Origin of the sequence: Ruegeria sp. HKCCA6837 (genome assembly GCF_013034475.1) — a bacterium.
Lineage (GTDB): Bacteria > Pseudomonadota > Alphaproteobacteria > Rhodobacterales > Rhodobacteraceae > Ruegeria.
On record NZ_WQGD01000002.1, the window covers coordinates 163995 to 181526 of the forward strand.

Here is a 17532-nt window from a genome sequence, read left to right on the forward strand (position 1 = left end):
AGACAGAAATTTGGGGAGGCGCAGATGCCTGAACAACTCGTATTTGCGATGGAGGTCATCCTCAACGGTCTCATGGCCGGGGTGCTCTATGCTCTGGTCGCGCTGGGCTTTGTGCTGATCTACAAGGCTTCGGGGATTTTCAATTATGCGCAGGGGGTTATGGCCCTGTTCGCAGCGATGACGCTGGTTGGGATCATGAAAGGTCAGGTGCCCTTTGCGCATCTAATCAACGCTATATTCGGAACGCATATCCACTACTTTGGATGGAACGTACCCGCATTGGTTGCGATTATTCTTACAATGGCGGTGATGGTCCTGCTGGCTTGGGCGGTACAACGTTTTGTAATGCGCCATCTGGTCGGGCAAGAGCCGATCATCCTGTTCATGGCGACTATCGGTCTGGCCTATTTCCTTGAAGGCGTGGCCGACCTGATGTGGGGGTCTGAAATCAAGACGCTGGATGTGGGCCTGCCGCAGGGGATCAACCTGTGGATCGACGAGACGACCTTTAACATCTTCGATTACGGCTTCTTCATCGACAATCTGGACATTGTAGCCACAGTGATTGCCGCGCTGTTGGTGGCTGCGCTGGTGGCGTTCAGCCAGTACACCAAACAGGGCCGTGCGATGCGCGCGGTGGCGGATGACCACCAGGCGGCGCTGTCGGTCGGGATTTCACTGAACTTCATCTGGATCATGGTCTGGTCGGTGGCAGGCTTCGTCGCTCTGGTCGCAGGGATCATGTGGGGCACCAAATCAGGCGTTCAGTTCTCGCTTTCGCTCATCGCGCTCAAGGCCCTGCCGGTGCTGATGCTGGGCGGTTTCACCTCGATCCCCGGCGCCATTGTGGGCGGGCTGATCATCGGTGTGGGCGAGAAACTGTTCGAATTCGCGCTGGGCCCGGCACTGGGCGGAGCGACCGAGAACTGGTTTGCCTATGTTCTTGCACTGATCTTTCTGGTGTTCCGACCGCAAGGTCTGTTCGGCGAGAAGATCATTGAGAGGGTGTAGTGCATGACCAAGCTGATCGCCATCATCAACGTGATCGCATGGGCCGGGTTCTGGGCCTTCGGGTACATCGCCCTCACATCAGACGACCTGACAGAAGGCCAGCTGACCATCGCCGCGATCCTAGCCTTTGCGGGCCTGATCATGGGGGTTCTGGCCTACTTGAAACTGGTGCGCGCCTCAGAGGCGAGCGGATATGCCAAAGGATCCAACCAATTGGATGCCGCAGCCCGTAACCGGGCACAGGAAGAATGGGGAAAGTAAGACATGTTCTATCGTGAAGCCGGGGATTTCAAAACCTCGTACATTGATGACAGCCAGACCTTCCCGATCAAGTTCGACCGGTACCGGTATTACGTCGTCCTGGCGGTGGCTTTTGGGATCATTCCCTTCATCATCAACGACTATTGGGCGAACGCGCTGCTGCTGCCGTTCCTGATCTATGCGATTGCCGCGATCGGGCTGAACATTTTGGTGGGCTATTGCGGACAGGTCAGCCTGGGCACCGGTGGTTTCATGGCGGTGGGGGCCTATGCCTGCTACAAGCTGATGACCGCATTCCCCGATGTCAGCATGTTCATCCACGTGATCCTTGCCGGGGGCATCACAGCCTTTGTGGGCGTTTTGTTCGGCTTACCGTCACTGCGAATCAAAGGGTTTTATCTGGCCGTGGCCACGTTGGCGGCACAGTTCTTTCTGGTGTGGCTCTTCAACCGGGTGCCATGGTTCTACAACTATTCGGCATCAGGTCAGATCAACGCGCCCGAGCGGGACGTGTTCGGCATCATCATCACCGGTCCGAATGCGCCGGCCTGGGCCACATACCTGTTCTGCCTGATCTTCCTGACAGTCTGCGCCATAATTGCGCGTAACCTGACCCGTGGAACAACGGGTCGGACCTGGATGGCGATCCGCGACATGGACATCGCAGCCGAAATCATTGGAGTGAACCCGCTCAAGGCCAAGCTCACTGCATTTGCCGTCAGTTCGTTCTTTGTCGGCATCTCGGGCGCGCTGTTCTTTGCGGTTTACCTGGGTGCGGTCGAAGTGGGTGAGGTCTTTGGTATCCAGAAATCATTCCTGGTGCTGTTCATGGTGATTATTGGCGGGTTAGGCTCGATCTTTGGGTCATTCGCCGGGGCGGCCTTCCTGGTTTTGCTGCCTGTGGTTCTAAAACTGCTTGGCGTCGACCTGCTTGGCTGGCCGACAGATATCGTGGCGCACCTTAACCTCGTGATTGTGGGTGCACTGATCATCATGTTCCTGATCCTCGAACCACACGGGCTGGCCCAATTGTGGCGCGTGGCCAAAGAGAAACTCAGACTCTGGCCGTTCCCGCATTGAGGGGCCGGTCCAACGAAAAGACGGGTGCAACAAGCCCGAAAACCAACATCGGATTAATCAAGGGAGGAGACACCCGATGAACAAGAAACTGGCAACCCTGGCGCTGGGCGCCGTGATGGCCGCAGGTCCGGTCATGGCCGACCTTGTGTTCCCGTCGCTCAGCTACCGGACTGGCCCTTATGCTGCAGGCGGTATCCCGTTTGCTGACGGTTATGCCGACTATTTCACCCTGCTGAACGAACGCGATGGCGGCATCGGTGGCGTTCCTGCCCGCGTGCTGGAATGCGAAACCGGGTACAACACCGAAAAAGGTGTGGAATGCTATGAATCGACCAAGGGCGAAGGCGCGCTGGTGTATCAGCCGTTGTCGACCGGCATCACGTATCAGCTGATCCCAAAAGTGACGGCTGATGGCATTCCTCTGCACACGATGGGATATGGCCGAACCTCAGCGGCGAACGGTAAAGTGTTCAGCCACGTGTTCAACTATCCTGCCAACTACTGGAACGGTGCATCCGGCGCGATCAACTATCTGTTGGACAGCAATGGCGGAGACCTGAGCGGCAAGAAGATTGCGCTGGTCTATCACAACTCGGCCTACGGCAAAGAGCCGATCCGCACGCTCGAGACACTGGCCGAAAAGCATGGCTATGACCTTACACTGCTTCCTGTCGACCACCCCGGTCAGGAGCAGAAGTCGCAGTGGCTGCAAATTCGTCGTGAAAAGCCTGACTTTGTCATCATGTGGGGCTGGGGTGTCATGAACCAAGTTGCGGTTCAGGAAGCTGCCAATATCCGTTTCCCGATGGAAAACTTCATCGGTGTCTGGTGGTCCGGTGCTGAATTCGACGTGCAACCCGCAGGTGAAAAGGCCACCGGCTACAAGGCGCTGACCTTCACCGGTCTGGGTGACGACTACCCGGTTTATGAGGACCTGCAGAAATACGTTGTCGATTCTGGCAAGGCCGCAGGTGCAGGCGATCAGCTGGGCACGGTGCAGTATAATCGCGGTCTCTATGCGGCGATGCTGGCAGCCGAGGCGGTCAAAACTGCACAAGAGATGCATGGCACAGCAGATATCGACGCGTCGATGATGCGCGATGGCATGGAAGCGCTTGAAATCACCAACGCCAAGATGGAAGCGCTGGGCATGGCAGGGTTCGGGCCCGAGTTCTCGGTCTCATGTGACAATCACGGCGGTCCGGGTCTTGTTGGTGTTGTCCAGTGGGATGCAGCCGCTGGAACATGGAACCCTGTTCAGGATTTCAAGCCAACTGACGTAGAGGTCATCAACGCGCTGATCGAGGAAGACTCGGCAGCCTATGCGGCCGAAAACAACATCTCGCAGCGCTGCGAGTAAACCAACCCAGTGTCCCGGAACCTATCCGGGGCACCCTAACATTCGGAGTGGCGGTTTCGCTGCCGCTCCTTACAGACGCCCCAAGCTGGGCAGGCATGAGGACACGCGCTGATGCTGGATGCGGCAAATACCACTGACGTGCAGGCGGAAACCCTGCTTGAAGTCAACAATATCGAGGTGATCTACAATCACGTAATCCTCGTGCTGAAGGGCGTCAGCCTTACTGTTCCAAAAGGGGGCATCACGGCATTGCTGGGCGGCAATGGCGCAGGCAAGACGACAACCCTCAAGGCTGTGTCAAACCTGCTGCATTCGGAACGGGGTGAGGTTACCAAAGGCTCGATCAAGTATCGCGGTCAAAGCGTGCATGAAAGCGACCCGGCAGATCTGGTGGAAAAGGGCGTCATCCAGGTGATGGAAGGTCGCCACTGTTTTGAACACCTGACTGTTGAAGAAAACCTGCTAACCGGGGCCTATACCCGCAAAGATGGGTCTGCAGCGATCCAGCAGGATCTGGAACTGGTCTACAACTATTTCCCGCGTCTGAAAGAACGCCGCAAGTCACAAGCGGGCTATACCTCAGGCGGTGAACAGCAAATGGTTGCCATGGGTCGGGCCTTGATGTCGCGGCCTGAAACGATCCTGTTGGACGAGCCCTCAATGGGTCTTGCGCCGCAGCTGGTCGAAGAGATTTTTGGCATTGTGAAAGACCTCAATGAGAAAGAGGGTGTGTCTTTCCTGCTGGCTGAGCAGAACACCAACGTGGCTCTGCGGTTTGCGCATTACGGATACATTTTGGAATCCGGACGCGTGGTGATGGATGGCCCTGCTGCCGAGCTGCGCGAGAACCCGGATGTTAAGGAATTCTACCTCGGCATGTCAGATGAAGGCCGCAAAAGCTTTCGCGACGTGCGGTCTTACCGCCGCCGCAAGAGATGGCTGTGAACGGATGGAGGATATGGCGATGACCTATTTCGATGCACTCGAAACCCGCTCGGCAGACCAACGCGCCTCCGATCAGGCGGTAGCACTTGTAGAACAGATCAAGCGCGTGGCATCCGCACCCGGGTTCGCGGCGCATCTGTCGGAATCAGACACTAACAAAGTGGTATCCATAGAAGATTTGCCGCTGTTGCCGGTGTTGCGAAAGTCGGACCTGACCCGCGCGCAAGCCGAACGGCCGCCCTTTGGAGGGTTCACGGTGAAACCGGCACGGCATTTTCATCATGTATTCCAGTCGCCGGGCCCAATTTATGAACCGGGCAGCACGGATCACGACTGGTGGCGCATGGGGCGGTTCCTGAATGCAGCGGGTGTAGGCGCCGGTGATATTGTGCAGAACTGCTTTGGCTATCACCTGACCCCAGCGGGCATGATCTTTGAAAACGGTGCACGTGCGGTTGGCGCAGCCGTTTTGCCTGCGGGCACCGGACAGACGGAATTGCAGGTGACAGCGGCGCGGGATGTCGGTTGTACGGCCTATGCGGGCACGCCGGATTATCTGAAAGTCATTCTGGACAAAGCCGATGAGATGGGCGTTTCGCTGAATTTCTCGAAAGCTGCTGTTGGCGGCGGGGCGCTGTTTCCGTCATTGCGTCAGGAATATGCGGATCGCGGAATTTCGTGCCTGCAATGTTATGCGACGGCGGATCTTGGTAACATCGCCTACGAAAGCGCAGCAATGGAAGGGATGATCATCGACGAACATGTGATCGTCGAGATTGTGACCCCCGGAACTGGTATTCCGGTCGCCCCGGGTGAAGTGGGCGAGGTTGTCGTGACCTCTTTGAACCCTGATTACCCGCTCATCCGCTTTGCGACAGGGGATCTGTCGGCGGTGATGCCGGGTGTTTCGCCTTGCGGCCGCACCAACACGAGGATCAAGGGCTGGATGGGTCGCGCGGACCAGACCACCAAGATCAAAGGTATGTTCGTGCGCCCGGAACAGGTGGCGGCACTGGTCGACAAACATGACGAGATTGTCAAAGCCCGCGTCATCGCGATGCGTCAAGGCGAGATGGACACGATGACCGTACAAATCGAAAGCGCAGGCGGGGATAACCCGGCCTATGCTAAGTCGGTGGCCGAAGTGCTGAAGCTGAAAGGCGCGATCGAGGTCGTGGCCCCGGGTTCGCTTCCCAAAGATGGCTTGGTCATCGAGGACCAGCGGGTTTACGAATAGCCTTAGAAAATGGGTCTGTGGCATTTAATGCCGCAGATTTATTGGCCTACGTACTGGTGTTTCCGAGCTTTTTGGTCGATTAAAGGCGAACCCTTCGCCTTTGTCAGTCAACAGCCGGGATGATGGCCGAAATCGAATACTCACAAAACGGATCGCGCAATCGTGGCGTACGCGGAACCCGGCTGTTGGCGGGGATTGCGTATATCGTGGCGGGGGCGTGCCTGTTGCCCATGCTTGCCGTGGTATTGGCAGCAGTGACGGGTGGGACGGATACGATCTCGCATCTGATGCAAACGGTGTTGCCGAGTTATACGGTCACGACCCTGATCCTTGTTGTATTGGTTGCAGCAGGTACCTTTAGTATCGGCACCGGAGCCGCTTGGCTGGTGACGATGACCCGCTTCCCCGGCGTACGCTTTTTAGAAATCGCACTTGTGCTGCCACTGGCCTTTCCCGCCTATGTTTTGGCTTATGCCTACACGTTCATTCTGGACCACCCGGGGATCGTTCAAAGCACATTGCGGGACGTGACAGGCTGGGGGCCGCGCGACTATTGGTTCCCGGAAATACGCTCGACCGAAGGTGCAGCGGTGATGCTGATCCTTGTGCTGTACCCCTATGTCTATCTGCTGGCGCGAGCGGCCTTTCTGCAACAAAGCGCTACGGCGTTTCTGGCGGCTCGGGCGCTGGGGAACAATCCATGGCTGGCGTTTCGGCGCGTTTCGCTGCCAATGGCGCGGCCAGCGATTGCGGGCGGCGTCCTACTGGCAGTGATGGAGACCATCGCGGATTTTGGCACCGTTTCGTATTTCGGCGTGCAGACCTTTGCGACCGGTATCTACACCAGTTGGTTTTCCATGGCGGACCGCGCGGCGGCGGCGCAATTGGCGCTGTGCCTGCTGGTTTTTGCTCTGGTGATGGCCGTGGCCGAGCGCGCGCAGCGCGGCAAGGCGAAATATTATCAGGCCGGAAAACAACATGTCGCGCAACCGGCAGCCGACCTGACGGGCCTGCGCGCCTTAGGGGCCTTTCTGCTATGTGCGATACCGGTTCTGTTCGGGTTCTTGTTGCCGGTGATCATTCTGGTTGAGATGGGGTTGGAATCGGAACAAAACCTGCTGTCGCGGCGCTATATCGGGTTCATCCAGAACTCGCTGACTCTGGCCGGGACGGCAGCGGTCATCACCGTCTTTGCGGCGATCAGCATCGGGTTCTTCCAACGTCTCAGGCCCGGGCGGGCATCCTCTGCGACGGCTTATCTGGCGCGGTTGGGATATGCCGTGCCTGGGGGCGTGATTGCGGTGGGTCTGATCGTCCCCTTTGCCGGGTTCGACAACGCGCTAGATGCCTGGATGCGCAAGACATTCGATGTGTCCACCGGATTGCTGGTCACAGGTTCGATCTGGCTGCTTGTCGCTGCCTATATGGTGCGGTTTCTGGCAGCCGCGCTCAGCGCCTATGAAGGGGGTCAAAGCACGGTGCACGCCAATATGGATGCTGCTGCGCGGTCACTGGGTCAGTCACCGCTGGGGACCTTGCGGCGCGTGCATTTGCCTATTCTGACACCATCCCTTCTGACGGCGCTGTTGATCGTTTTCGTGGACGTGATGAAGGAATTGCCCGCCACGCTGATCATGCGTCCGTTCAACTTCGACACATTGGCGGTGCAAGCCTACAGGTTGGCCTCGGACGAGAGGTTGGAGGGCGCAGCCGTGCCATCTCTAGTCATTTTGGCCGTTGGTCTGCTGCCTGTGATCCTGATTTGCCGTCAGGTTGGTCGACGGTAACACTTCCGCCTGAATTCTTGGGTCATAACGCATCAGGCTTGATTCAAACGCGATTTCCGGCAAGGCTGGAGGTATGAATATGCAGCCTCCCAGCCGGTTTTCGGCAAGTGCAGCGCAGATGCCCGTCGCCTTTGACCGGCATGAGATGTCCCAAATCCTGTCCGTATATGGCCGGATGGTCGCCGCCGGAGAATGGCGGGACTATGGTATCTCGAACCTGCGCGACATGGCAGTGTTCTCGATCTTCCGGCGCACTGCTGAACATCCGATCTATCGTGTCGAAAAGCACCCGCGGCTTAGGTCCCGGCAGGGGATGTATTCTGTGGTCGGCATGGACGGTCGCATCCTGAAACGCGGCCACGATTTGCGCGCGGTACTTAGAGTGTTGGAACGCAAGTTGATCCGGGCGGTCAACCTTGATTAGAGCCTTTTGTGAGCTGTGATCGGACCATCGCCCTGCGCCTGAATACGCTCAATGGCCTGATCCATAGGTTCAAACACTACCGCCATATGGCTGGCGTTGGCATGCAAAATCATGTTGTCTCCGGATACCCAGGCCACATGACCTTTCCAAAACAACAAATCGCCCCTTTGCGTTGCTGACCCATCGGCGAGTGTCGCGCCCAAAGTTTGTTCCTGATCACCGCTGTCGCCGGGGCAAGGCACGCCGCAGGCCAGCAGCGCAGCTTGGACAAGCCCGGAACAATCGATCCCAAATCGGCTGTTTCCGCCCCACAAATAAGGCGTCCCCAGGAACAATTCGGCTACTTCGACAGGGTCTTGCTGGGTCTCAGAAATTGGTGCGGTGTGTACCTTTGGAACAAAGCCCCACTCGATTTCCAGATAGCGATCTGTTTCCGCCAAAACATGGATCTTGCTTCCGAAGCTGAGCGAAACCAGATCGCGGCTTTTGAAGTCTGCGCTTTCATATGCATGCGTCGCCGGTGCTTTAATCCAATGGGTGGCGGGAATGTCATGGGTCAATTGATCCGTTTGCAGCCAGCCAGTGTACCCGTCTTTGTCGGCGATGACCCGGCTCCAGCCGTCCTTTTCATCTGCAACTTGAACCGTATCACCGAAAAGCACCTGCCTGTCGCGAGGCCCTTCAGGGTCGCGCAAAAGATCGACCACAGGTTTGGATATGCGCAGGCGAGTCACAGGCCCAACATCTCGGGCAAAGCGTTCAGAATCGCGCGCGGCCCTTGTCCCAGACCACCCTTGCTGCGCCCTGGTTCCTTGCTGGGCTGCCACGCATAGATGTCGAAATGGATGTAGCGGCGCGATCCCACGAACCTGCGCAGAAACAAGGCGGCGGTGATCGAACCTGCGAACCCGCCCGAAGGCGCATTGTCCAGATCTGCGATGCCGGGTTCGATCATCGCCTCGTAAGGTGTGTGAAACGGCATACGCCAGACCGGATCAGCCGAAACAACTGCGGCGTTGGACAGAGCCGACGCGCAAGTTTCATCATCCGTATAGAACGGGGCCAAGTCGGGGCCCACGGCGACGCGCGCCGCGCCTGTGAGCGTGGCCATCGAAATCACCAGATCGGGCTCACCCTCATCCGCCAGAGTCAGAGCGTCGGCCAGAACCAAACGCCCTTCGGCGTCGGTGTTGTTGATCTCAACCGTCAGGCCCTTGCGTGAGGTCAAGATGTCACCGGGCCGGAACGCGTTGCCCGCAACCGCGTTTTCAACAGCGGGGATCATGACACGAAGCTGCACCGGCAGATCCAGCGCCATGATCATGCGCGCCAATCCAAGCACATTGGCGGCCCCGCCCATGTCTTTTTTCATCAGCCCCATCGAGGCACCCGGTTTCAGGTTCAGCCCACCTGTGTCGAAGCATACACCTTTGCCCACGAGCGTCAGTTTTGGGCCGCTGTTGCCCCAGGTCAGCTCGATCAATCGCGGGGCCTGTTGCGCGGCCCGCCCAACCGTGTGGATCATCGGGAAGTTCTGATCCAGCAGCGCATCACCAAGGATTGCGTCGCAAGTGGCCCCAAACTCTGCGGCCAAGGCCTCGACCGCCTGATGCAGCTGTGCTGGTCCCATATCCGACGCGGGTGTGTTGACCAGATCGCGTGTCAAAGCCTCGGCCTGCGCCATTGCTTCGATACGAGCTGCATCCACCCCATCCGGTGCGACCAGTTCCGCTGACCCACCGGTTTGGGAGGCATAGTGATCAAACGCATAACCGGCCAACAGCCAGCCGAGGCATTCAACCTCTAACTGGTCCGCGGGCACGCCGGATGCGATATGATAGGTTCCTTCTGGCAATGACAGAGCGGCAGCGGCCAGCGGGAACCGTTTGCGCGCGCGTTTTGCTTCGGTTCCGTAGCCTGCCAGCGCCACCTCTGCTGCGCCATTTGCGCTTGGTACCAACAAAGTCTGACCCAGGGCCGCCGAAAACCCGTTCACAGCGACCCAAGATTGCACGTGCTGCGATTGCTTTTGCAACCAGCTTTCCAGGTCCGGCTGAGCAATCACATGCAACGGAAAAGAGGTGTCAGAGGGTGGAGCGAAGGACAGGGTCATGGGCGTCTCGGCATTAGAATTCCTCGCACAGACTAGCTGCGCCTGATCCACCTGCAACCCCTGTCAGACGGAAAGATCCTGCTGGTCCCATACCGCGGTCAGGGAACGTTCGCCTACTCGGATCAACCGCCCCAGAGTTGCACCCGCCGCCACCGCATCACCGGCATCGACTGTTTGGGCCACATCCGCTGCCACCCGCGCCAGCACTGTCATCCCGACCTGTTCAGAGATTGCAACCAGCGACTTGGCGCATTTGCGCAGATCGGCCCATTCGCGGTGCCGCCAAAACCGTTCACAGTTCGAAAGACGCACGGCCAGTTCCTCAACCGTGCGGCACAGCACGTCCAACGCGTTCTTGTCCCCCAATTGGCTGTACAGCCCACTGAGTTGTTCCGGGTCCAGTCGGACGGATTCCTTGTGTTCAAGCGTGATTATCTTTTCCACCACATTCACCCTAAGTTTTGACGCCCCCACGGCGTGGGTCTGATACTGGCAGTAAAATCCTTTGCAAAACCTTGCAGGGAAATTGGATAATGGCTCGAATTTTTCTTGAATTCGGTTTAGAGCGTCCTAAAGCGAGAAGAACTGGGACAACACAATGGACTTTGCCAAGCCTTTGCCGACCTATCTGGTCAAGCGGTATCACGGGTGGAATGCCACGACATATTCCGAGAACCAGGTTTGGTACAAGCGGTTGGCAGAAGAGGGGCAGCGCCCCCGAGCGATGGTAATATCCTGCTGCGACAGCCGGGTGCATGTGACTTCCATGTTCGGGGCCGATCAGGGCGATTTCTTTATTCACCGCAACATTGCCAATCTGGTGCCGCCATACGCGCCGGACGGTGATCATCACGGCACCAGCGCAGCAATCGAATACGCCGTCACGGCGCTGAAGGTCGCGCATCTGATCGTGTTGGGTCATTCGCAATGTGGCGGTGTTCAGGGGTGCATCGACATGTGCAAAGGGGAAGCACCCCAATTGGAGGTCAAGGAAAGCTTTGTGGGCCGGTGGATGGACATCCTCAAACCCAAATACGAGCTGGTTGCCGATATCGAAGACCGTGTTGATCAGGCGCGGCAGTTCGAACGCCATGCGGTTGTGGCGTCTCTGGAAAACCTGATGACCTTTCCGTTCATCTCGGAGGCGGTCGGGCAAGGCGCGCTGAGCCTGCATGGCTTGTGGACAGATATCGGTGCAGGCGGACTGGAATGCTTTGATCCCTATCAGAAGAAGTTTGTTCCCGTCTGAAGCGGCTCTTTTTTGATTTGGCCCTGCGGTGGACGGCACAATCTCTGTCGAAAACCACACCTGTTTAGCGTGTGAGCGCCCAGCCCGCGTACGTCACTCTATTCGAATCCTGGCAAGCTTTCCCAGATGGTCCGATCCCATGAAAGGGCGCAATTCGACCGTTCCGATTGTGCCTTTGGGGAAGAGTAGGTTGTCTATCGGCAGCGGCAACTTCCAACTGCCAAGATGATGCGTATTCAGGGCGGTTCCAAAGCTTTGATTGTCCGCCGCCGCAGCGATCCGCTGAACGCTTGCCCCCCATGGTACCATGTTGAAATCGCCGGCAATCAGGACAGGGCCGTCCAAATCCGCAATGCGATCAGCGATAACCTGACTTTGCTGCGCTTGATCATAAGGAAACGGCCAATTCAGGTGAATCGATACAATCCAGACTAAAGTACCGTCAGGGGCCTCGACCTGAATGCCAACCAGCCCCGAGCCTTTCAGACAGAACTCAGAGTTTTCCACGATGGGCAGGGTTGTCAGGATGGCAACGCTTTGTTCGGGTCGAAAGCCGCAAACAGTCTTGGACGGGTAGTGTTCGAACAGGTTGCTCATGTATTTCTGGTTGTGGCTGGACACTTCCTGCAATGTCACAACCTGGGCGTCGGATGCGACAATGTCGTCCGCCAATGAATAGCGCGGCCAAGCTTTGCTCATCAGGTTTTTCTGATAAAGCGTCAGGCAAGTGCCGTTGCAATCGGCAGAGGGTGCAGCATAGCTGGTGGCGATCGAACCAAGGGCCATCGCGGCAACGGCAAAAGTTGTCAAAGCGAGATACCTGGCGCGCAGGTACAGCAACAGCGCTGAATAGAGTACCAGCAAAATACCAGCTTGCGGGCGTAAAAGGGCAATCGAGTCCCCAACGGCAAAGATTTGCCCGGTAAAGCCAATGAAGACAAGCGCCATCAGAACACTCGCGCATCCGATGGTCAGAGTTCTGCCAATTCTGCGTTTGGTCGAAACCTGCATGCTCTGCCTCAGCCGCCTTGCGCGGGACACCGCCTGAGGTGTGATTGGTCACATCTGCCGCGATCAAGGTTTGTTATTTAGGTGGCAAGCCAGCCCGTCTTTGTCAACAGACCGGGCAAATTTACCTCATTGAGGGCCGCCTCGCGCCCACAGCGGTTACTTGCACGCGTTGCGTAAGGATTGTCATGGGTTAAGATCTTAACGTTATCCGGTGCGTGCACTAAGGAGGCGAGTCCCAAACCCCAAAATTCGGTATTCAAGTGGTCAAGGTAGAGGTGTGATAGCCACCTTTGTGACCGGGTTAAGGTCGCCATTTGGGTCTGTCAGGATTCCCTCTGGGAAGGATACCGAGATGGGCTGGTCTTTTGTATCCATACAGAGCATGTGGTTGTTGTCTCCATCGCCTAAGTTTGCCAGCTCTGCTGGCTTCACCTCGCGCCGGGTCCCATCCGCCGCTTCGACGGTGATCGCGTAGAGATCGCGCTCAGCCTCGCCGGGCTCGGTACCGTCTTCCAGCGTCACGCCGCCCTCCCACACAACACGGACCGCCTGAACGATGCCCTCTGTTTGGCAGAGGCTGCCCCTGACCCGAGGTGGGCCCAGCGTGCCAACAAGTGTCCAGTCTTCCACAACCTCAGCCCATGCGATCGATGGCCCGTCTTCAAGGGGTATTACTGGCGTACTGGCTCCGCGAAAATCCATCGACCCGTCGATCGAATGCAGATGACCCACGATTTCAACGCTGACTGGTGGGTCAGTGTCCGAAGGGCCCAACCGCCCGATCAAGAGTACGGTACGCAGCTCTCCCGGATCAGTGGCGGGAAGAACAGACACGCAGTGCATGATCCCAATTTCGCCAGACCTAGTCCTGACCTGAAAGTCACCCGCCTGCATCGTGGCGACGTCTATCTCGGTCGAGAAGATAACAGGCATCCCAGAATAGCCCTTTGAACCTTTGCAAATCACATTGGAAAGCCGCGGCAAAGCGTCAAGCCCGTGAAAGGCCGATAGAAGATTGGCAGATTGCCCGTTTGCCTGTCTCGGCAGGCTAGCATTGGCGGTCGTATCGGAAAGTTTGCGATTGGAGATGTTACCAGTCCAAGTCCCAGGTCCATAAAGTATGAACCAAGTGACGCCTACGCCGATTACGGCTGCCACGGCAACCAATACGCCTATTGTAGTACGCTTCGAGATGCCTTTGAGCATGTCAGAAACCCCAGCACGATTTTTTAAGTATTACTGCGAACGTCATTTGCCCTAAAGCAAGTTGAGGGAGGTGCCGAACAATAAAAATGAACACATGGGAGTGAAAGGTTGTGCATCTCGAACTTCGAATGGTTCGAACCGTCGCCGATTGTGTAAACTGCGACGGGGGAATTGGGCACTGTATGAAAGACTGCTTCGTCCGCTTATGACTAATCAGGTCGGGGTGCAGTATTTGGAAGGGCAGTTCTGTGGCCTCAATGTCCTGTCCAAGAAACTGTATGCGCGACTAGAGCCCGTTTGGTTTGCAATCTAGGCTGACTGAAACAAAAAAACCCGCTGACCAAACAGCGGGTTTCTTCTTGGTCTTTATTGGGGCCGGAACGTCAGCCCTTTTTCAGAACCTCACGGCCCAGCAGTTCAGCGATCTGTACCGCGTTCAGGGCCGCGCCCTTGCGCAGGTTGTCCGAGACGCACCACAGGTTGATGCCATTTTCCACGGTCGAATCCTGACGGATACGGCTGATGAACGTAGCAAAGTCACCCGCGCATTCGATGGGCGAGACGTAGCCACCGGCTTCGCGCTTGTCGATCACCATGATGCCCGGTGCCTCGCGCAGGATGTCGCGGGCTTCGTCTTCGTCCAGGAATTCCTCGAACTCGATATTCACGGCCTCGGAATGGCCGACGAACACCGGAACGCGGACACAGGTGGCTGTGACCTTGATCGACGGATCGACGATCTTCTTGGTCTCGACAACCATCTTCCACTCTTCCTTGGTTGAGCCGTCTTCCATGAAGACGTCGATTTGGGGAATGACGTTGAACGCGATCTGTTTCTGGAACTTTTTCGGCTCAACTTCTGTGGTGGGGTTGTAGATGGCTTTGGTCTGATCCCAAAGCTCATCCATGCCGTCCTTACCGGCACCCGAAACCGACTGATAGGTCGAGACAACCACGCGTTTGATCTTGGCACGGTCATGCAGCGGTTTCAGCGCGACAACCATCTGTGCGGTCGAGCAGTTGGGGTTCGCGATGATGTTCTTGTTATTATAGTCGTGGATCGCCTCGGGATTACATTCCGGCACAATCAGCGGAATCTCGGGATCATAGCGGTAGAGCGACGAGTTATCGATTACGACGCAGCCCGCAGCCGCAGCCTTGGGACCATAGGTCTTGGTCGCGTCCGAGCCAATGGCGAACAGCGCCATGTCCCAGCCGGTGAAGTCGAACGTGTCGATGTCCTGGGTCGTCAGTGTCTTGTCGCCAAAGCTCACCTCTGTGCCCAAGGAACGACGGCTTGCCAGAGCAGCAAGTTCATCGACCGGGAACTGGCGTTCCGCCAGGATGTTCAGCATTTCGCGGCCCACGTTACCCGTGGCGCCGGCGACAACGACGCGATAGCCCATTTCATGTCTCCAAAGTTAAGGACGCGCGTTCATAGCTGCGTTGCGGCGAAGAAAAAAGAGTTTTCGGCGTGGATTTGAACAATTGACGTCGAATTGAAGCGCTTCAGGTGCTCAGAAGACGCTGGTAGAGTGCAACCAACGTCTCTGCCTCACCGTGAATATCGAAATTCTGTTCGACATGGGTACGGGCGGCCTGACCGGACAGTGCAAGGGAATCACGGTTTTCCAGCATCTCCGCCGCTGCATCGGCCAGCGCGGGAATATCGTCGGGGGCTACGACCCGGCCCAGCGAAGGGTCGGTCACGATCTCGGAAAACGCGCCAACATCTGTGGCCACAACCGGTACGCCACACGCCATGGCTTCAAGCGGGGTGAGCCCGAACCCCTCCCACCGTTGCGGCGCGATGAACAGGTCCAGAACCTGATACCATTCGGCAATCTGATCGACCGTGACCTCGGGCATGAATAGGATGCGATCAGACAAGCCCGTCTTAGCAACCTTGTCTTTCAGCTCGGCCAGAAATGCGGTGTGTGTCTCAGTTGCCCGGCCCATGACGATACCTGAAACGGTGTCGAACCGCCCACACAGATCGATCATCGCGTCAACAAAGGCATCTGTACCTTTTTGGTGCCGGATGCGGCCGTAGCATCCCAACAGCAATCCGTCCGGCAGCCGCAGTTTCTCCCGAACGGCGGCCTTGTCCTGTGGGGGCGTAAAGTCCTCGAGGTTGATACCATGCATGACAACCTGCGCGTCGCGCTCAAGGTACCCGGCGGTTTTTTGTGACGTTGCCACGATCGCGTCCATCTTGCCGATCAGCCATTTTGTGTAGCCAGTATGAGGACGTTGGGATGCGCTGGTGAACAGCAGTTTGAGTTTCAGGCGGAACACGTTCCGCAGGATCAGACCCAGCAGCATCTCTGTATTGCGACGGGCATGCCAAACGCGCATTGGACGGCGTGAAAGAAAGGGTAGGCGGCCCAGCGGGATATGCGGGATGTCGGCGGGCAGGCCCGGACCCGTGGCGGCGATGTCGATTGATTTTGCCTGAAGCGGAACCAGCCTTGCGATGGTTGCGGTCACGCCCGAAAGCCTGCGTTTCAGATTTGGGGCTATGACGACGGGGTCTTTCACCGGGCTCTCCTGATGGCTGCTTCAGTCGACACTATCCCGGCTGAATAGATAGATCACGCAACCAATGGCAAGCGATATGGCAAAAAACCCGAATATCGCCGTGTAAGGCGCGGTTGACCCAGTCTGAACGGTGGCAGCATGAATCCGACCGGTGACGAACTGGGCAACGCCGACGCCACCGATGCCGAACAGGTTCAAAAGGGTGACGCCGCGGCCAACCAGGTGCGGTGGTACAAAGGCCCGACCATGGGCCATGATGACCGGAAAGCTGGCCCCGGCAAAGCCTATGACGGCCAGCAGCAGAACAGACAGCCAGATTGCGTTGTCAATCCACAGGCACAGCAAGGTCAGCGCCACTGCCCCCAGCGCATTGCCCGCAAAAACAACCCACTTTCGGGTACCAAAAACGCGATCCAATGGCCCGTAGACAAAAGTGCCAGCGATCATTGCGGCCCCCATGATCAGGGTCGCGGTGCCGATTTGCGTCGTGCTTAACCCGAAAACATCGTTCAGATATGGCCCCGCCCAAAGGCCCCGCAAAGCGCCAGAAGGCGCGTATGCGACCAACATCAGCGGCAGGATCAACCAGAGGGCGGGCTCCTTCACAAGGTCCAACAATGACCCCTTTTGGTCCGTCTCAACCTTTTTCGGATCATGCACAGTCAGCAAAATGCCAAGAGAAATTGCAGCCGAAATCACGGCCAGCCCAACCATCGTTGCGCGCCATCCCATCCACTCGACCGCGAGTGCGGTGGGGTAGGATGCCACGAGGTTGCCAACAGACCCCACGCCAAGCATCACAGCCGCCAAAGTGGCAAACCGCGCCGGAGGGTATTCTCGGGCAAAGATAAAATATGAGGCCATCAGGACCGGCGAGCAGCCAACGCCAATCAGACCCATTGCAATGCTGATATGCATTGGCGAAGACGCAGCGGCAAAAAGCGCCGCCCCTCCTGCACCACCAATCAGCAGCAGGACCGCTGCGGTCAGGCGGGGGCCAACCCGATCCAGCGCCCAGCCGACCGGGATTTGCATCGCAGCAAAAACCAGGAACCAAAGGCCCGAGGCAAACGCCAGATCCTCGGGTGTTGCGCCAATATCCTGTTCCAGGTCGAGGCTGAGAACAGCCAGAAACGCGCGGAAAAACTGGCTGAGTACGTAGCCCAGGCATAAAACCACCAAACCTGCCTGCATAACTTGCCCCTTATTTTGCGCGCTTTAGGGAAAGGCTTGGCATGTCATGATGCAACGCACAAGCGTGTGTAGTATATTTCAGAAACGGGACTTGGACTTACGCCCGCCTAATT

General features: G+C 57.3%; 17 protein-coding genes. 9 read left to right on the forward strand and 8 right to left on the reverse strand.

All coding sequences use genetic code 11. The annotated features are described in order from the left end of the window. Positions 1-24 precede the first annotated feature (24 nt). The 8 genes from GOV91_RS05095 to GOV91_RS05130 all read left to right on the forward strand — a co-directional run bounded on the left by GOV91_RS05095 (position 25) and on the right by GOV91_RS05130 (position 8105). Positions 25-1011 (forward strand): branched-chain amino acid ABC transporter permease, encoded by a 987-nt coding sequence (locus tag GOV91_RS05095; RefSeq protein ID WP_171092928.1) that lies wholly within the window; start codon positions 25-27, stop codon positions 1009-1011. Between the two features lie 3 nt (positions 1012-1014). Beyond that, positions 1015-1272 (forward strand): hypothetical protein, encoded by a 258-nt coding sequence (locus GOV91_RS05100; RefSeq protein WP_171178538.1) that lies wholly within the window; start codon positions 1015-1017, stop codon positions 1270-1272. Between the two features lie 3 nt (positions 1273-1275). Further along, the gene (locus tag GOV91_RS05105; RefSeq protein WP_171178536.1) at positions 1276-2352 is read left to right on the forward strand and encodes a branched-chain amino acid ABC transporter permease; all 1077 of its coding nucleotides are present in this window, start codon (positions 1276-1278) and stop codon (positions 2350-2352) included. Between the two features lie 76 nt (positions 2353-2428). After that, complete coding sequence (locus GOV91_RS05110; protein WP_171178534.1) at positions 2429-3712, forward strand: ABC transporter substrate-binding protein; 1284 nt, start codon at positions 2429-2431, stop codon at positions 3710-3712. Between the two features lie 111 nt (positions 3713-3823). Continuing rightward, positions 3824-4657: an ABC transporter ATP-binding protein gene (locus GOV91_RS05115; RefSeq protein ID WP_171092937.1), complete on the forward strand. Its 834-nt coding sequence runs from the start codon at positions 3824-3826 to the stop codon at positions 4655-4657. A 19-nt stretch (positions 4658-4676) separates the two neighbouring features. Continuing rightward, positions 4677-5894, forward strand: coding sequence for a phenylacetate--CoA ligase family protein (locus GOV91_RS05120; RefSeq protein ID WP_171234682.1), 1218 nt, complete (start codon positions 4677-4679; stop codon positions 5892-5894). Between the two features lie 122 nt (positions 5895-6016). After that, positions 6017-7681 carry an iron ABC transporter permease gene (locus GOV91_RS05125; protein ID WP_171234840.1) on the forward strand — a complete coding sequence of 555 codons (1665 nt, stop codon included), beginning with the start codon at positions 6017-6019 and terminating at the stop codon, positions 7679-7681. Between the two features lie 73 nt (positions 7682-7754). Then, positions 7755-8105, forward strand: a complete 351-nt coding sequence (locus GOV91_RS05130; protein ID WP_171178528.1) for a DUF2794 domain-containing protein — start codon at positions 7755-7757, stop codon at positions 8103-8105. Here the strand turns inward: GOV91_RS05130 and GOV91_RS05135 are convergent. The 3 genes from GOV91_RS05135 to GOV91_RS05145 all read right to left on the reverse strand — a co-directional run bounded on the left by GOV91_RS05135 (position 8102) and on the right by GOV91_RS05145 (position 10671). After that, positions 8102-8839, reverse strand: coding sequence for a C40 family peptidase (locus GOV91_RS05135; RefSeq protein ID WP_171234683.1), 738 nt, complete (start codon positions 8837-8839; stop codon positions 8102-8104). The genes GOV91_RS05130 and GOV91_RS05135 overlap by 4 nt on opposite strands. Further along, entirely contained in the window at positions 8836-10218 is a 1383-nt protein-coding gene (locus GOV91_RS05140; protein ID WP_171234684.1) for a M17 family metallopeptidase, read from the reverse strand. Before GOV91_RS05140 ends, GOV91_RS05135 begins: the two co-directional genes overlap by 4 nt. 63 nt (positions 10219-10281) lie before the next feature. Further along, positions 10282-10671 (reverse strand): hypothetical protein, encoded by a 390-nt coding sequence (locus tag GOV91_RS05145; RefSeq protein WP_171234841.1) that lies wholly within the window; start codon positions 10669-10671, stop codon positions 10282-10284. A 145-nt stretch (positions 10672-10816) separates the two neighbouring features. Here GOV91_RS05145 and GOV91_RS05150 point away from each other — a divergent pair, with 145 nt between their 5' ends. Beyond that, a complete protein-coding gene (locus GOV91_RS05150) occupies positions 10817-11467 on the forward strand; it encodes a carbonic anhydrase (protein WP_171234685.1) in 651 nt (216 codons plus the stop codon). Between the two features lie 93 nt (positions 11468-11560). Here the strand turns inward: GOV91_RS05150 and GOV91_RS05155 are convergent, their stop codons facing one another. From GOV91_RS05155 to GOV91_RS05175, 5 genes are all read right to left on the reverse strand, one after another. Then, a complete protein-coding gene (locus GOV91_RS05155; RefSeq protein ID WP_171234686.1) occupies positions 11561-12478 on the reverse strand; it encodes an endonuclease/exonuclease/phosphatase family protein in 918 nt (305 codons plus the stop codon). Between the two features lie 264 nt (positions 12479-12742). Continuing rightward, a complete protein-coding gene (locus GOV91_RS05160) occupies positions 12743-13684 on the reverse strand; it encodes a hypothetical protein (RefSeq protein WP_171234687.1) in 942 nt (313 codons plus the stop codon). Between the two features lie 383 nt (positions 13685-14067). After that, positions 14068-15090, reverse strand: coding sequence for an aspartate-semialdehyde dehydrogenase (locus GOV91_RS05165; protein ID WP_171234688.1), 1023 nt, complete (start codon positions 15088-15090; stop codon positions 14068-14070). A gap of 103 nt (positions 15091-15193) precedes the next feature. Then, the gene (locus GOV91_RS05170) at positions 15194-16225 is read right to left on the reverse strand and encodes a glycosyltransferase family 4 protein (protein WP_171234689.1); all 1032 of its coding nucleotides are present in this window, start codon (positions 16223-16225) and stop codon (positions 15194-15196) included. Positions 16226-16246: 21 nt separating this feature from the next. Continuing rightward, positions 16247-17419, reverse strand: a complete 1173-nt coding sequence (locus tag GOV91_RS05175) for an MFS transporter (protein WP_171234690.1) — start codon at positions 17417-17419, stop codon at positions 16247-16249. Positions 17420-17532 lie beyond the last annotated feature (113 nt).

What these genes read in the sequence shown, in the direction of transcription:
- GOV91_RS05095 (WP_171092928.1), top strand. Translation starts at nt 25, where the DNA reads ATGCCTGAACAACTCGTATTTGCGATGGAGGTCATCCTCAACGGTCTC.
- GOV91_RS05100 (WP_171178538.1), top strand. Translation starts at nt 1,015, where the DNA reads ATGACCAAGCTGATCGCCATCATCAACGTGATCGCATGGGCCGGGTTC.
- GOV91_RS05105 (WP_171178536.1), top strand. Translation starts at nt 1,276, where the DNA reads ATGTTCTATCGTGAAGCCGGGGATTTCAAAACCTCGTACATTGATGAC.
- GOV91_RS05110 (WP_171178534.1), top strand. Translation starts at nt 2,429, where the DNA reads ATGAACAAGAAACTGGCAACCCTGGCGCTGGGCGCCGTGATGGCCGCA.
- GOV91_RS05115 (WP_171092937.1), top strand. Translation starts at nt 3,824, where the DNA reads ATGCTGGATGCGGCAAATACCACTGACGTGCAGGCGGAAACCCTGCTT.
- GOV91_RS05120 (WP_171234682.1), top strand. Translation starts at nt 4,677, where the DNA reads ATGACCTATTTCGATGCACTCGAAACCCGCTCGGCAGACCAACGCGCC.
- GOV91_RS05125 (WP_171234840.1), top strand. Translation starts at nt 6,017, where the DNA reads ATGGCCGAAATCGAATACTCACAAAACGGATCGCGCAATCGTGGCGTA.
- GOV91_RS05130 (WP_171178528.1), top strand. Translation starts at nt 7,755, where the DNA reads ATGAATATGCAGCCTCCCAGCCGGTTTTCGGCAAGTGCAGCGCAGATG.
- GOV91_RS05140 (WP_171234684.1), bottom strand. Translation starts at nt 10,218, where the DNA reads ATGACCCTGTCCTTCGCTCCACCCTCTGACACCTCTTTTCCGTTGCAT.
- GOV91_RS05150 (WP_171234685.1), top strand. Translation starts at nt 10,817, where the DNA reads ATGGACTTTGCCAAGCCTTTGCCGACCTATCTGGTCAAGCGGTATCAC.
- GOV91_RS05155 (WP_171234686.1), bottom strand. Translation starts at nt 12,478, where the DNA reads ATGCAGGTTTCGACCAAACGCAGAATTGGCAGAACTCTGACCATCGGA.
- GOV91_RS05160 (WP_171234687.1), bottom strand. Translation starts at nt 13,684, where the DNA reads ATGCTCAAAGGCATCTCGAAGCGTACTACAATAGGCGTATTGGTTGCC.
- GOV91_RS05165 (WP_171234688.1), bottom strand. Translation starts at nt 15,090, where the DNA reads ATGGGCTATCGCGTCGTTGTCGCCGGCGCCACGGGTAACGTGGGCCGC.
- GOV91_RS05175 (WP_171234690.1), bottom strand. Translation starts at nt 17,419, where the DNA reads ATGCAGGCAGGTTTGGTGGTTTTATGCCTGGGCTACGTACTCAGCCAG.